This is a genomic window from Halomonas sp. E19 (assembly GCF_052439355.1).
GTDB lineage: Bacteria > Pseudomonadota > Gammaproteobacteria > Pseudomonadales > Halomonadaceae > Halomonas.
Genome location: NZ_JBNFWU010000001.1, coordinates 2,634,349 through 2,648,694 on the forward strand (window position 1 = coordinate 2,634,349; position 14,346 = coordinate 2,648,694).

Sequence of the window (14,346 nt, forward strand, 5' to 3'; positions counted from 1 at the left end):
GGGCTTCCTGTGGCAGCAAGATGCCGGGATTATCCCGGCATCGGCTGTCCAGGTACAGTCGCCCCGGCCAGGCTCAGCGCAGCCGTTCTGCCGTTTCGAGCAGCAGCGCTTCGGTATCCTGCCAACCTAGGCAGGCATCGGTGACCGATACCCCATAGCGCAGCGCCCCAAGGTCGAGGGCCTGACGGCCTTCTTCCAGGTGGCTTTCCAGCATCAGGCCCATCAGCGCTTTCTCGCCGGCCAGCCGTTGCGCCAGCACGTCTCGCAGCACCGCGCCCTGGCGGCGGTGGTCCTTGCACGCGTTGGCATGGCTGCAATCCACCATGAGGCGGGGCGCCAGGGCAGCGCGCTCAAGGCCTTGGCAGGCCGCACGCACCGACACCGAGTCGTAGTTGGGACCAGCGTGGCCTCCGCGCAGCACCACATGGGTATGCGGGTTGCCGGCGGTTTCACGCATCACCGGACGTCCATCGGCCGCCAGGGCAAAGTGCTGGTGCGGGTGGGCCGCCGCCTGGATGGCCTGCAGCGCCACGTCGACGTCGCCGCCGGTGCCATTCTTGAAGCCCACCGCGGCCTGCAGCCCGCTGGCCAGCTCTCGATGCAGCTGGGATTCGGTGGTGCGTGCCCCGATGGCCACCCAGGCCAGCAGGTCGTCGAGGTAGGGCGCCAGCAGCGGCTGCAGCAGCTCAGTGGCCACCGGCAGGCCCAGCGAGGCCACTTCGCGCATCAGTTGGCGCGACAGCTGGAGCCCACGCGCCATATCACCGCTGCCGTCCAGGTCGGGGTCGTACGCCAATCCCTTCCAGCCGACGGTGGTCCTCGGCTTTTCCACGTAGACCCGCATGACCAGCAGCAGCCGGTCGTCCACGCGCTCAGAGAGCGCCGCCAGGCGCTGGGCGTACTCCAGCGCCGCCACCGGATCGTGAATCGAACAGGGCCCGACGACGATCAGCAGGCGGTCGTCCTGGCCTTGCACGATGGCCTGCACGGCACGGCGCTGGGCGTCAATGCGCTCGGCCAACGGCGAGGCCAAGGGCAGGTGGCGGCGCAGTTCGCCCGGTGAGGGCAGGTGCAGTTCGGTGTGATTCGCCGCGTCGCCACCGGGCTGTGGCGCGTGCGGTTCGAGGATGAGACGTTCGGCAAGTGAGGCGTGGGCGTTCATGGTCAACGGCTCCGTGAGATCGGTAAACATCGTGTCGTGGCGTTGCCACCAGTCATCTCACGGTCGGAGGTGGCGCACTGAACCGACCGCGTGGCGCTAAATCGCCAGCCATAACCCCAGCCATAATAGTCGTGGCGAGAGCGGGCGGCGAAAGTGGCGCGGCGTGCGATCATGGTGCGTCTCCTCGGTTGATATGTTCGTCAGTTGAAGCTCTAGTCAGTCGAAGCTCTAAAAAGGAACTACCAAACGTAAAACCCCCGGTCGGGTTGCCGACCAGGGGTTTTAGGAGGAAGGCAACCCGGTTGGGTGTGCCCTAGCAGCTGCGTCCGACTCAGGACCCGGCCGCCGGCACACCGGCGCTAAACCAGTACCAATACTGGCCACCAAAACCCGCACCACGCTGCTGCGCCACGCAGGAAGCGCAGCGAAGAGCATCAGGTGTCAGGCCGGGGAGCAGCGTCATGGTTGAGTTCCTGTTTTCCATTTTTTTCATCGTGCCGCATCGCGACAAGCTTGGCAAGCTCGACCTCAGGCGGCCACGGCACGAACGATGCCAATCAGCAGGGGCAGCAGGTTCAGGGGCAGTACCGCCAGCATCGCCAGCAGCCACAGCGGGCCGCTCTCATCGTGATATTCCTTCAAGGGTGCCATATTCGCCTCCTCTCCATTGGCTGGCCATGGGCTGGTCTTTGCGCAGCCTATCGTGCCTTCAAAGCGACTGCGTGACTGACAGTCTAGCGAAGGTGGCGCCCGCCATCGACCGGCAGCGTGATGCCGGTCACGTAGCGGTTGTCGAGCAGGTAGCGCAGGCTCTGGTAGATCACGCCCGGCCCCGGCACCATACCCATGGCCGACTTGGCCCTGGCCTTCTCGGCATAGGCCTCGTCGTCGCCTTCATTGAGCATGATCAACGCCGGGGCGATGGCGTTGACCTGGATCTGCGGAGCGTACAGGGCCGCGAAGGAGAGCGTCAGATTCTCGAGCCCCGCCTTGGTGGCGGCGTAGGCAGCATGCTTTTCCGAGCCCTTCTGCGCCACGTAGTCAGTCATATGCACGATGTCGCGCTGCGGCTCGCCGCAGGCCTCGAGCAGCTCGCGACAGTGCAGGTTGATCAGGTAGGGCGCCAGCATGTGCACGCGGAACAGCCGCTCGAAGGTGGCCCCGGCCTGCTCGTCGCGGCCGTCCGGCGCCCAGTCGCTGGCGTTGTGCACGATCGCTCGCAGCGATCCGGTCTCGGCCTTGAGCCGGGCGATGAAGTCGAGAATGCCCGCCTCGCTGGCGAAATCCGCCATCAGGGTGACGATGCCGCGGCGGCGCAACACCTCGAGCGCCGGCCGCTCGCGCCGGTAGCTGATAATGACCGGATGCCCGTCGTCAACCAGCCGTTCGGCGCAGTGCCGCCCCAGGCGCTGGGCGCCGCCGGTGATCAGGATCGGCGAGGCGCTCACCCCGCGCTCCCCCGGCGCAGCACGCCGACGGTGGGCACCAGCGGCTGGCGCGGCGCATAGGCGAAGACGTCGGAGAAGACCCGCGACGGCTCGAGACCCAGCGAGGCCAGCACGTCGACGCAGGCGTAGACCATGCCCGGCGAGCCGGAGAGGTAGACGTCATGCCCGCTGACATCCTCGAGGCCAGTGGCGAGCGCCTGGTCGATCCGCCCCAGGTGGCCGTGGACACGCTCGCCGCTCACCGCCGCTTCCGGCGCGGCTTCGGTGACCAGATGGAAGTGCACGTTGGCATGCTGCTCGGCCCACTCCCGTGGCAGGCTCTCGAGATAGAGGTCGCGCCGCTGGCGCGCCGCCCACCACAGCTCGATTGTCCGCTCGGGCGAGGCCTGCAGCGAGGCCTCGGCGATCGCCTTCATCTGGGCGAAGCCGGTGCCGGCCGCGATCAGCAGCAGCGGCCGCTGGCTGTCATGATCGAGCACACAGTCACCGCCCGGCAGACGCACACCGAGATGGCGCGCCTCCACGATCAGCTCGCGCAGCCGGGCGGAGTTCTCACGCTCCGGCCAGTGCTGGATATGCAGCTCCAGGCTGCCGTCGCCGCGATGCGCGCTGGCAATGGAAAACGGCACCCAGGTCTCGTCGTCGAGCTTGAGCTCCAGATACTGGCCCGGCTCATGGGCCATGGCCTCGGCGCGCCCTTCCAGGCGTACGCGAAACACGTCGGGAGTCAGGTCCTCCACTGCCGTCACCTGGCAGCTCAGGGTCCTCGGGGTCATGCGTGCCTCTTGTTGTCAGGGTAAGGGGCAGCTCGATGCCCAGCTCGTTCCAGCGCTCACTGACGCGGGCCTTGACGGCCTCGTCCATGACGATGGGCGTGCCCCATTCGCGATCGGTCTCGCCGGGCCACTTGCTGGTGGCATCGAGCCCCATCTTGGACCCCAGCCCCGCCACCGGCGAGGCGAAGTCGAGGTAGTCGATCGGCGTGTTCTCGACCATCACGGTATCGCGGGCCGGGTCCATGCGGGTGGTGATGGCCCAGATCACATCCTTCCAGTCACGGGCGTCGACGTCGTCGTCGAGCACCACCACGAACTTGGTGTACATGAACTGGCGCAGGAAGCTCCACACGCCCATCATCACGCGCTTGGCGTGGCCCGGGTACTGCTTCTTCATGGTCACCACCGCCATGCGGTAGGAGCAGCCCTCCGGCGGCAGGTAGAAGTCGACGATCTCGGGAAACTGCTTGCGCAGGATCGGCACGAACACTTCGTTGAGGGCGACACCGAGGATCGCCGGCTCATCGGGCGGCCGCCCGGTGTAGGTCGAGTGGTAGATGGCATCGCGGCGCAGGGTCATGCGCGTCACGGTGAACACCGGGAACTCATCGACCTCGTTGTAGTAGCCGGTGTGGTCGCCGTAGGGCCTTCCGGCGCCATGTCATCGGGATAGATGAAGCCTTCCAGAATGATTTCTGCAGACGCAGGCACTTCCAGATCGGCATGGCCGCACTTGACCAGCTCGGTGCGCGAACCGCGCAACAGCCCGGCGAAGGCGTACTCGGAGAGCGAATCCGGTACCGGGGTCACCGCGCCGAGAATCGTCGCCGGATCGGCGCCCAGCGCCACCGCCACCGGGAAGGGCTCGCCGGGATGGGTCTGCTGGAACTCGAGGAAGTCCAGCGCACCGCCACGGTGCGACAGCCAGCGCATGATCAGGCGGTTCTTGCCCAGCTTCTGCTGGCGATAGATGCCCAGGTTCTGGCGCTTCTTGTGCGGCCCGCGGGTCACCACCAGCGGCCAGGTGACCAGCGGCGCGGCATCGCCGGGCCAGCAGTGCTGGATCGGCAGGCGGTCGAGGTCGACGTCGTCGCCTTCGAGGATCACCTGCTGCACCGGGGCGCTGCGCACCACCTTGGGCCCCATGCTCATCACTTGCTTGAAGATCGGCAGCTTGTCCCAGGCATCGCGAAAGCCCTTGGGCGGGTCGGGTTCCTTGAGGAAGGCGAGCAGTTGCCCCACCTCGCGCAGCGCCTCGACCGAGTCCTGGCCCATGCCCAGGGCGACCCGCCTCGGCGTGCCGAACAGGTTGCCGAGCAGCGGCATATCGTGGCCCTTGACGTTCTCGAACAGCAGCGCCGGGCCGCCGGCACGCAGGGTGCGGTCGCAGATCTCGGTGATCTCGAGGTAGGGGTCCACCTCGGCTGAAACTCGTATCAGCTCGCCCTGGGCTTCCAGGGCCGCGATGAAGTCACGCAGGTCCTTGTACTTCATTCCAATTCCCGTTTCCGGAACGACGAAAGGGGCAGCATAGCATGCTGCCCCTTGCGCACCGCCGAACCCGCCTAGCGGCGCTTCATCGCCTCGAAGAATTCCAGGTTCGTCTTGGTATCCTTCAGGCGGTCGATCAGGAACTCGGTAGCTGCCGTGTCGTCCATCGGATTGAGCAGCTTACGCAGGATCCACATGCGCTGCATCTCGTCCTCGGAGGCAATCAGGTCCTCGCGGCGGGTGCCGGAGCGGCGGATGTTGAGCGCCGGATAGACGCGCCGCTCGGCGAGCTTGCGGTCCAGGTGGGCTTCCATGTTGCCGGTGCCCTTGAACTCCTCGAAGATCACCTCGTCCATCTTCGAGCCGGTATCGACCAGCGCGGTGGCGATGATGGTCAGGCTGCCGCCCTCTTCGATGTTACGCGCGGCACCGAAGAAGCGCTTGGGCTTCTCCAGGGCGTGGGCGTCGACACCGCCGGTGAGCACCTTGCCGGAGCTGGGCACCACGGTGTTGTAGGCGCGCGCCAGGCGGGTGATGGAGTCGAGCAGGATGACCACATCCTTCTTGTGCTCGACCAGGCGCTTGGCCTTCTCGATCACCATCTCGGCAACCTGCACGTGGCGCGCCGGCGGCTCGTCGAAGGTCGAGGCGACCACTTCGCCGCGAACGGTGCGCGACATCTCGGTCACTTCTTCCGGACGCTCGTCGATCAGCAGCACGATCAGGTGGCACTCGGGGTTGTTGCGCGTGATCGAGGTGGCGATATTCTGCAGCATCAGCGTCTTGCCCGCCTTGGGCGGCGAGACGATCAGCCCGCGCTGGCCCTTGCCGATGGGCGCGGTGAGATCGATGATGCGAGCGGTGAGATCCTCGGTGGAGCCGTTGCCGATCTCCATGCGCAGCCGCTCCTGGGGGAACAGCGGCGTGAGGTTCTCGAACAGGATCTTGTGCTTGGCGTTTTCGGGCTTGTCAAAGTTGATCTGACTGACCTTGAGCAGCGCGAAATAACGCTCGCCTTCCTTCGGCGGACGAATCTTGCCGGAGATCGAATCGCCCTTGCGCAGGTTGAAGCGGCGGATCTGCGACGGCGAGACATAGATGTCGTCGGGGCCGGCCAGGTAGGAGCTGTCGGCGCTGCGCAGGAAGCCGAAACCATCCTGGAGAATCTCCAGAACGCCATCGCCATAGATATCCTCGCCGCTCTTGGCGTGCTTCTTGAGGATGGCGAAGATAATGTCCTGCTTGCGTGAGCGCGCCAGGTTATCGATGCCCATCTCGCGGGCAAGCTCCAGGAGCTCTGGCACGGATTTTTGCTTGAGTTCGGTAAGATTCATCGGTGTGTTCGGAAGTTGCTCATGTCAGCGTGGCGGCACGGCGCCGTGGGAAGAAGCTGGAAAAGAACGGTACGCCGCTTGGGTGCGTTCAGAGCCCGGAGACGCTTCCACTCGCAGGGCGATTGACCGCCGCTCACGACCGCTCTGAAGGGGCCGTCGAAACGGTATCGTGTTCGAGGAAGCAGCACTTTATGTCGCCTGGAGTGTAATCGCCTGGTGCGTTTCAAGTGCCAACATGGCTTCCGGCACAAGACAACTAACGACAATAAGGGGCTGACTGACGACTTGATGTTGACCGCGACGCGGTCGGAAAGCATTCGGAACAGGCGAACGACCCGATGTTAGTCAAGGCCGCCGCCGAACGCAAGTCTACCGATCAACCCCTCGCGATTGACAGGTTCTCGCCATCGCCGCAACCTTTAGCTATTCGCCATCAGGACGCTGCGTGATGATCTTACCCATGGAACGGCCCCAACCCACCACCGACGCCCCCTTTCGTCCCAGGTACCCTGCCCGCAGCGCCTGGCTGCGATCGACCTGGGCTCCAACAGCTTTCACCTACTGGTGGCGCATTACCAAGACGAGCGACTGCAAGTGGTAGCCCGCCGCGGTGAGAAGGTGCAGCTGGCCGCAGGACTCGACGGCGACGGCCGGCTGGAAGAGGCCGCCATGCAGCGGGCGCTCGGCTGCCTGGCCCGCTTCGCGCCTTTCGTGGCCGACATCCCCCAGGGCAGCTGCGCGTGGTCGGCACCAACGCGCTGCGCGGCGCACGCAATAGCCAGGCCTTCATCGACCGTGCCGAAGCGCTGCTCGGGCATCGCATCGAGATCATCGGCGGACGCGAGGAGGCTCGCCTGATCTATCTGGGCGCCGCCCACTCCTTGGCCGAGAGCGGCCGGCGGCTGATCATCGACATCGGCGGCGGCTCCACCGAGTTCATCATCGGCGAACGCTTCGAACCGCTGGCCCTGGAAAGTTTGCAGCTGGGCTGCGTGACCTTTACCCGCCGCTTCTTCGAAGGGGCGAGATCAACGAGCGGCACATGCGCCTCGCCGAACTCGCCGCCATGTCGGAGCTGGCCAACATCCGCCACCCCTACTGCGAGCTGGGCTGGGATGACCCGGTGGGCTCGAGCGGCACGATCAAGGCGGCCGCCGCGGTCATCGCCGCCGCCGGAGGCGCCCCGACGGCGTGGTGACCCGCGAGGGCCTTCAGCAGGTACGCAGCACGCTGATCGCCTGCGGACACCTCGACCGGGTGGCGCTGGAGGGGCTCAAGCCGGACCGCGCCCGGGTGTTTCCCGCCGGCGTTGCCATCCTCAGCGCCATCTTCGACGCCTTCGCGCTGGAGCGCTTGCGCTACGCCGACGGCGCCCTGCGCGAAGGCGTGCTGTATGACATGGTGGGCCGCAACAGTTCCGAGGATATCCGCCACAAGACGCTCGCCTCGCTGCAGCAGCGCCACGGCGTGGACGGGCGCCAGGCCGAGCACGTGGCGAACTCGGCCGGCCAGCTGCTGGACCAGGTGCGCACGGCATGGGCGCTCGACGACGACCAGGCGCGCTTCCTCGACTGGGCGGCCCGCCTGCACGAGATCGGCCTGGCCATCTCCCACAGCCAGTTCCATCGCCACGGCGCCTACCTGCTGGAACATTCCGACCTGGCCGGCTTCTCGCGCCCCGAGCAGCGGCTGCTGGCCTTTCTGGTGCGCGCGCATCGCCGCAAGTTCCCGCTGCGCGAGTGGCGCGCGCTGCCCGAGTCGCAGCAGCGCTCCCACGCCCGCCTGGCGCGCCTGCTGCGCCTGGCGGTGCTGCTCAATCACCCGCGAGGCGAACAGCCCGTGGCTACTCCCCAGCTCGAAGTTCAGGGCGAAGCCCTGACGCTCCACCTGGCGGATGACGAGCGCGACCAGACCCTGCTGCGCACCGACCTCGAGCAGGAGATCGCCTACCAGAGCGCCGCCGGCTTCAACCTCAGCCTGAGCTGACCGGGTGGGCCGACCAGCCCGCTGCCACCGCCAGCCAACGGCCTTCCGGCAGCGCCAGCGCCGCCACCGGCTCTGCCGCGTGCCAAACCACCACCACTCGCTCGCGTGCCCAGGGCGGCAGGGCGGCTTCTTGCAGCAATCGCTTGAGCTCCCGCGAGCCCCGCCCCGCCAGGCGCAGCCGCTCGCCCCCTTCGCGCTGCCTAAGCTCAAGGCAGGCCTCGCCTCCCTCGTCGGGCACAAGCGTGGCCTCGGCCTTGCCCCATGGGGTGGCAAGCGGCGACCGGCCGTCCCAAGCCAGGGGCCAAGCGCCCCGGGGCGGAGGCTGACGGCGCAGCAAATGGAGGCCGCCGCGCCAGATCCGCGCCTCGGCCTCGGCCCAGGCCACATGGGCCTGAGCATCGGGGCGCGCCTCGAGCTGGGCCAGCAGCGTGGCCAGGCGACCCTGCGGCGGCGTGGGCAGGCCAAGGCGCCGGCAGGCATGGCGCACCAGCACGCGCTGTCGCGCCGGCGAAAGGCCCGCCAACCCCGCCAGTGGCAGGCGAGCGGCGTCGCCGCCCAGCGCAGCCAGGTCCTGCGCAGCCAGGTCGTCGATCAAGCTATCGGCTTCGGTCGCATGCGCCGCACTGCTCGCCAGCGCCTGGGCGGCGTGGGGCCAGCGCGCCTGCAATAGCGGCAGCAGGCGGAGGCGCAGGAAGTTGCGGTCGAGCGCCTCGTCGCGATTGGTGGGATCGTCGATCCAATTCAGGCCGAGCCGCGCCGCTTCGGCTTCCAGCTCCGCACGCGAATGCGCCAGCAGCGGGCGCGCGAAGCACCTGCCCTGCCACTCGCGCACCGTTGGCATGCCCGCCAGGCCGCGCACGCCGCTGCCGCGCAGGGCGGCGAGCAGGAAGGTTTCGGCCTGGTCATCGCGGTGCTGAGCCAGCCACAGCGTCTCGCCCGGGGCCACACGGCGGGCGAACGCCGCGTAGCGCGCTTCCCGCGCCGCCCCTCGAGCCCCAGCCCGGCGTCACGCTCGACCGCCACATGCTCGACAAAGAGCGGCACCCCGAGGCGAGAGGCCAGCCGACGGCAGTGCCGCTCGAAGCCGTCGGCGGCATGCTGAAGGCCATGGTGAACGTGCAGTGCGTGAAGCGGGCGGGGATGGCGCCGACAGGCCTGGGCCGCCAGCGTGAGCAGCAGGCTCGAATCCAGCCCGCCGGAGAGCGCCACCCAGACGACACGCCCCGGCGGGGTCTCCGCCAGGGCGTCGTCGATCAGGGCTTGCAGCGATGCTCGCTTATGCTGAAGCGCCATAGCTCATCAACCGCTCATACCGGCGTTCGAGCAGCGCATCGGTCTCCATCGCTTCGAGTCGATCCAGGCTCGCCAGCAGCGCCTCCCTGACCCGCTCGGCGGTGGCCTGCGGCTGCCGATGGGCGCCGCCCAGCGGCTCCTCGATCAGGGTGTCGACGAAGCCCAGCTCCTGCAGCCGCTCGGCGGTGATGCCCATGGCCTGGGCGGCATCGGCGGCCTTCTCGGCGCTCTTCCACAGGATCGAGGCACAGCCTTCCGGCGAGATGACCGAATAGGTGGAGTACTGCAGCATGGCCAGCTCGTCGCACACGCCGATCGCCAGCGCGCCGCCGGAGCCGCCCTCGCCCACCACGGTGGAGAGTATCGGCGTCTTGAGCCGCGACATTACCGCCAGGTTGTAGGCGATGGCTTCGCTCTGGCCGCGCTCTTCGGCGTCGATACCGGGGTAGGCGCCGGGGGTGTCGATGAAGGTCAGCACCGGCATCTTGAAGCGCTCGGCCATCTCCATCAGGCGGCACGCCTTGCGATAGCCCTCGGGACGCGGCATGCCGAAGTTGCGACGCACCTTCTCCTTCACCTCACGCCCTTTCTGATGGCCGATGACCATCACCGGACGCCCCTCGAGACGGGCGATGCCGCCGACGATGGCCGGGTCGTCGGCGAAGCGGCGGTCGCCGTGCAGCTCGTCGAAGTCGGTGAAGATGTATTCGAGGTAGTCCAGCGTATAGGGGCGCTGGGGGTGGCGGGAAATCTGCGACACCTGCCAGGGGCTCAGGTCCTTGAAGATCGACTCGGTGAGCTTGCGGCTCTTCTCCTCCAGGCGGCTGATCTCGTCGCTGAGGTTGAGCTGGCTGTCGTTGCCGACCAGGCGCAGCTCTTCGATCTTGGCCTGGAGTTCGGCGATGGGCTGTTCGAAATCGAGGTAATTGGGATTCATAGTGGCTGGGCCGCCTTGTCATTGCTGTCGCCGGGGCATGATGAACGCTGTTCGTCCCGGAAGCCATAAAATCGAGTGTCGGGCATTATCGCACCCTCAACGCACGGCGCAAGGCGCGGAAAAGCGGCTTTTCCGGCGACAGGTCTCTGCGGAGGCGCTGTGAACCCATCCCTGGGCGCTACTTTTGCCATCCATGGCAAAAGACCTCCGCTGCGACCTGTCCCCGGCGCCGCTCGCAGCCAAGGTGGTGAGTCCAGGTCCTGTCGAAAAGTCGGCGAGCGATGGTCAGACAAGGCAAAAAACGGCGCAAAACGGACTGGGCTCGCACACGAGTTTACTTTAGTAAATGAGCATTTTAAGCCGTTTTTTAACGCCGTATGACCGAGCGCAGGCACTTTTCTTAGGCCTAGCGGTATTTGAGGCGCACGCCGTCCTGCCCCTCTACCTCGCGCAGCGCGATCAGCAGCTCGTCGCTGGGGGCCACGCGCCACTGGGCGTCCAGCTCCAGCCAGCCGGCGGCGGCTTCGTTGCGGTAGCGCAGGCGCACCGGCAGGCCGTCGCCGTTGCGATGCGGCATGAGGCTCTCGCGCAGGCTCTCCACCAGCCGGCCGTTGACCCGGGTGCCGTCCAGCGACAGCTCTACCGCCTCGCCGTAGCGCGTGCGGGCGGCCACCATCGGCGTGACCTCCTTGCCGCGCAGGCGCAGGCCGCCGGAGAAGTCGTCGCTGGAGACCTCGCCCTCGACGATCAGCACCTGGTCGGCCTCGATCTGGCCGCGCAGGGAATCGTACAGCTCGCCGAACAGCGAGGCCTCGATGCGTCCGGTGCGGTCGTCCAGGGTGATGAAGGCCATGGTGTCGCCGCGCTTGGACTTCATGGTGCGCACCGCCACGACCAGGCCAGCGACCCGCTGCGGCTCCCGCGACGGCTTGAGGTCGCTGATACGAGTCGAGACGAAGCGGGCCAGCTCCTTCTCGTATTCGTCGATGGGGTGCCCGGTGAGATAGAGACCCAGGGTCTCCTTCTCGCCCGCCAGGCGCTCCTTGTCGGTCCACTCGCGCACCTGGCGATAGCCTTCGTAGGGGTCGCTCTGGGTCTCGTCGTCGGCGAAGGCTTCGCCGAACATGTCCATCATGCCCAGGTTCTGGTTGGTCTGGGTCTGGGCTGCGGCGCGCAGGGCGTCGTCCAGGGCGGCGCTGAGCACCGCCCGGTTGGGTCCCAAGTTGTCCAGGGCGCCGGAGCGGATCAACGCCTCCAGGGTGCGCTTGTTCATGCGCTTGGGGTCGACCCGGCGGCAGAAGTCGAACAGGTCGCTGAACGGGCCCTCGGCCTCGCGGGCCTCGACGATGGCGCCGATGGGCCCCTCGCCCACGCCGCGGATGGCGCCCAGGCCGTAGACGACGCGACCCTCGGTATCGACGGTGAACTTGTAGCCGCCGATGTTGACGTCCGGCGGGGTCACGGTAAGGCCGAGGCGCCGCGACTCCTCGATCAGCGGCACCACCTTGTCGAGGTTGTCCATTTCGGTGGACATCACCGCGGCCATGAACGGGCCGGGGTAGTGGGTCTTGAGCCAGGCGGTCTGGTAGGAGACCAGGCCGTAAGCCGCCGAGTGCGACTTGTTGAAGCCGTAGCCGGCGAACTTCTCCACCAGGTCGAAGATGTTGCCGGCCAGCTCCTTGTCGATGCCGTTGGCCGCACAGCCCTCCATGAAGCCGCTGCGCTGCTTGGCCATCTCCTCGGGTTTCTTCTTGCCCATGGCGCGGCGCAGCATGTCGGCCTGGCCCAGGCTGTAGCCCGCCAACACCTGGGCTATCTGCATCACCTGCTCCTGGTAGAGGATGATGCCGTAGGTGGGCTCGAGCACCGGCTTGAGCCACTCGTGCTGGTAGTCCGGATGCGGGTAGGCGAGCTCGGCGCGGCCGTGCTTGCGGTTGATGAAGTCGTCGACCATGCCCGACTGCAGCGGCCCCGGGCGGAACAGGGCGACGAGGGCGATCATGTCCTCCAGCGAGTCAGGCAGCAGGCGCTTGATGAGCTCCTTCATGCCGCGCGATTCGAGCTGGAACACCGCCGTGGTCTCGGCGCGCTTGAGCATCTCGAAGGTCGGCGCATCGTCGAGCGGAATGCGGTCGATATTGAGCGGCCCCTCGCCCTTCACGGCGCGCACCTTGTCGACCATCTCCAGCGCCCAGTCGATGATGGTCAGGGTGCGCAGGCCGAGGAAGTCGAACTTGACCAGCCCGGCCTCCTCGATGTCGTTCTTGTCGAACTGCACCACCAGGCCGTTGCCCTCCTCGTCGCACAGCAGCGGCGAGAAGTCGGTGAGCTTGGTCGGCGCGATCACCACGCCGCCGGCGTGCTTGCCGGTGCCGCGGGTGATGCCCTCGAGCTTGAGCGCCATCTCCCAGATCTCGGCGGCCTCCTCGTCGTTCTCGACGAACTCCTTGAGCGCCGGCTCCGCCTCGATGGCCTTGGCCAGGGTCATGCCCACCTCGAAGGGGATCAGCTTGGAGAGCTTGTCACCCAGCGAATAGGGCTTGCCCTGGGCGCGGGCCACGTCGCGCACCACCGCCTTGGCGGCCATGGTGCCGAAGGTGACGATCTGCGACACCGCGTTGCGCCCGTAGCGGTCGGCCACGTACTCGATCACCCGGTCGCGCTTCTCCATGCAGAAGTCGACGTCGAAGTCGGGCATCGAGACCCGCTCGGGGTTGAGGAAGCGCTCGAACAGCAGGTCGTACTCCAGCGGATCGAGGTCGGTGATCTTCTGCGCGTAGGCCACCAGCGAGCCGGCACCCGAGCCCCGCCCCGGTCCCACCGGCACGTCGTTGTCCTTGGCCCACTTGATGAAGTCCATCACGATCAGGAAGTAGCCGGGGAAGCCCATCTGAATGATGATGTCGAGCTCGAAGTCCAGCCGCTCGCGATAGCGCTTGTCGATCTCGACGTACTCGGCGCCGTCGCGCGGGTACGTCTCGACCGGGTAGAGGAAGTCAAGGCGCTCGTCGAGGCCGTCGTGGGAGACCTTGCGGAAGAATTCGTCCTGGGTCATGCCCTCGGGAATCTCGAACTCCGGCAGGAATATCTCGCCCAGACGCACGTCGACGCTGCAGCGCGCGGCGATCATCACGCTGTTCTCGAGCGCCTCGGGGATGTCGGCGAACAGCTCGGCCATCTCCGCCGGGCTCTTGAGGTACTGCTCTTCGGTGTACTTGCGCTCGCGGCGCGGGTCGTCCAGCGCCTTGCCCTCACCGATGGCGACCCGGGTCTCGTGGGCCCAGAAGTCGTCACGCTCGAGGAAGCGCACGTCGTTGGTCGCCACCACCGGCGTGCCCGTGGCCACGGCCAGCGCCACCGAGAGGTGCACGCACTCCTCCTCCAGCGGCCGCCCGGTGCGGGTCAGCTCCAGGTAGAAGCGCTCCGGGAAGGCCGCCTGCCACTCCTCGAGCAGCACATGCGCCTCGTCGCGATGGTCGGCCAGCAGGTGGCGGCCGATCTCCCCTTCGCGGCCACCTGAGAGCGCGATCAGGCCCTCGCTCTGCGCCAGCACCCAGGCCTTCTCCAGCAGCGCCCGCCCCTGGCGCTGCCCTTCCATCCAGCCCCGCGAGATCAGCTCGGTGAGGTTGCGATAGCCGGTGTCGTTCATCGCCAGCAGGGTCAGCCGGTAGGGGTGCGTCTCGTCATGCGGGTTGGCGAGCCACAGGTCGGCGCCGATGATCGGCTTGAGGCCCGCTCCTGGGCGCCGCGGTAGAACTTGACCAGGCCGAACAGGTTGGCCTCGTCGGTCACGGCCAGTGCCGGCATGCCCTGCTCGGCAGTGGCCTTGACCAGCGGCTTGAGCCGCACCAGGCCGTCGACCAGGGAATATTCGGTATGAACGCGCAGGTGGACGAAAGGCGGGGTCATAAGAGGCTCG

General features: G+C 67.1%; 7 protein-coding genes and 4 pseudogenes. 1 reads left to right on the plus strand and 10 read right to left on the minus strand.

The genetic code is table 11. From position 1 onward, the window contains the following. Nucleotides 1-73: 73 nt before the first annotated feature. The 6 genes and pseudogenes from ACUDAL_RS13785 to rho all read right to left on the minus strand — a co-directional run bounded on the left by ACUDAL_RS13785 (nucleotide 74) and on the right by rho (nucleotide 6,211). Nucleotides 74-1,162, minus strand: a complete 1,089-nt coding sequence (locus tag ACUDAL_RS13785) for a 3-deoxy-7-phosphoheptulonate synthase (protein ID WP_444679384.1) — start codon at nucleotides 1,160-1,162, stop codon at nucleotides 74-76. A 528-nt stretch (nucleotides 1,163-1,690) separates the two neighbouring features. After that, a complete protein-coding gene (locus ACUDAL_RS13790; RefSeq protein ID WP_444678521.1) occupies nucleotides 1,691-1,813 on the minus strand; it encodes a hypothetical protein in 123 nt (40 codons plus the stop codon). Between the two features lie 83 nt (nucleotides 1,814-1,896). Beyond that, the gene (folM, locus tag ACUDAL_RS13795) at nucleotides 1,897-2,610 is read right to left on the minus strand and encodes a dihydromonapterin reductase (RefSeq protein WP_444678522.1); all 714 of its coding nucleotides are present in this window, start codon (nucleotides 2,608-2,610) and stop codon (nucleotides 1,897-1,899) included. Beyond that, entirely contained in the window at nucleotides 2,607-3,386 is a 780-nt protein-coding gene (locus ACUDAL_RS13800) for an NAD(P)H-flavin reductase (protein WP_444678523.1), read from the minus strand. The genes folM and ACUDAL_RS13800 overlap by 4 nt, the downstream gene beginning before the upstream one ends. Before the next feature lie 22 nt (nucleotides 3,387-3,408). Then, nucleotides 3,409-4,880 (minus strand): annotated as a pseudogene (gene ubiD / locus ACUDAL_RS13805) (4-hydroxy-3-polyprenylbenzoate decarboxylase); the annotation flags it as partial. A gap of 71 nt (nucleotides 4,881-4,951) precedes the next feature. Next, nucleotides 4,952-6,211 carry a transcription termination factor Rho gene (gene rho, locus ACUDAL_RS13810; protein ID WP_444678524.1) on the minus strand — a complete coding sequence of 420 codons (1,260 nt, stop codon included), beginning with the start codon at nucleotides 6,209-6,211 and terminating at the stop codon, nucleotides 4,952-4,954. A gap of 522 nt (nucleotides 6,212-6,733) precedes the next feature. Here rho and ACUDAL_RS13815 point away from each other — a divergent pair. Further along, a pseudogene (locus ACUDAL_RS13815) lies at nucleotides 6,734-8,197 on the plus strand (Ppx/GppA phosphatase family protein). Here the strand turns inward: ACUDAL_RS13815 and tilS (ACUDAL_RS13820) are convergent. The 4 genes and pseudogenes from tilS (ACUDAL_RS13820) to dnaE all read right to left on the minus strand — a co-directional run bounded on the left by tilS (ACUDAL_RS13820) (nucleotide 8,184) and on the right by dnaE (nucleotide 14,336). After that, nucleotides 8,184-8,690, minus strand: a complete 507-nt coding sequence (tilS, locus tag ACUDAL_RS13820) for a tRNA lysidine(34) synthetase TilS (RefSeq protein WP_444679385.1) — start codon at nucleotides 8,688-8,690, stop codon at nucleotides 8,184-8,186. The pseudogene ACUDAL_RS13815 and the gene tilS (ACUDAL_RS13820) sit on opposite strands and share 14 nt — an antisense overlap. A 252-nt stretch (nucleotides 8,691-8,942) precedes the next feature. Further along, nucleotides 8,943-9,490: pseudogene (tilS, locus tag ACUDAL_RS13825) on the minus strand (tRNA lysidine(34) synthetase TilS); the annotation flags it as partial. After that, nucleotides 9,474-10,427: an acetyl-CoA carboxylase carboxyl transferase subunit alpha gene (gene accA / locus ACUDAL_RS13830; protein ID WP_444678525.1), complete on the minus strand. Its 954-nt coding sequence runs from the start codon at nucleotides 10,425-10,427 to the stop codon at nucleotides 9,474-9,476. The gene accA and the pseudogene tilS (ACUDAL_RS13825), both read right to left, overlap by 17 nt. 406 nt (nucleotides 10,428-10,833) lie before the next feature. Then, a pseudogene (gene dnaE, locus ACUDAL_RS13835) lies at nucleotides 10,834-14,336 on the minus strand (DNA polymerase III subunit alpha). Nucleotides 14,337-14,346: the final 10 nt, after the last annotated feature.

Excerpts from the sequence above, each read along its gene's own strand:
- ACUDAL_RS13785 (WP_444679384.1), bottom strand. The coding sequence starts at position 1,162 with ATGAACGCCCACGCCTCACTTGCCGAACGTCTCATCCTCGAACCGCAC.
- ACUDAL_RS13790 (WP_444678521.1), bottom strand. The coding sequence starts at position 1,813 with ATGGCACCCTTGAAGGAATATCACGATGAGAGCGGCCCGCTGTGGCTG.
- ACUDAL_RS13800 (WP_444678523.1), bottom strand. The coding sequence starts at position 3,386 with ATGACCCCGAGGACCCTGAGCTGCCAGGTGACGGCAGTGGAGGACCTG.
- rho (WP_444678524.1), bottom strand. The coding sequence starts at position 6,211 with ATGAATCTTACCGAACTCAAGCAAAAATCCGTGCCAGAGCTCCTGGAG.
- accA (WP_444678525.1), bottom strand. The coding sequence starts at position 10,427 with ATGAATCCCAATTACCTCGATTTCGAACAGCCCATCGCCGAACTCCAG.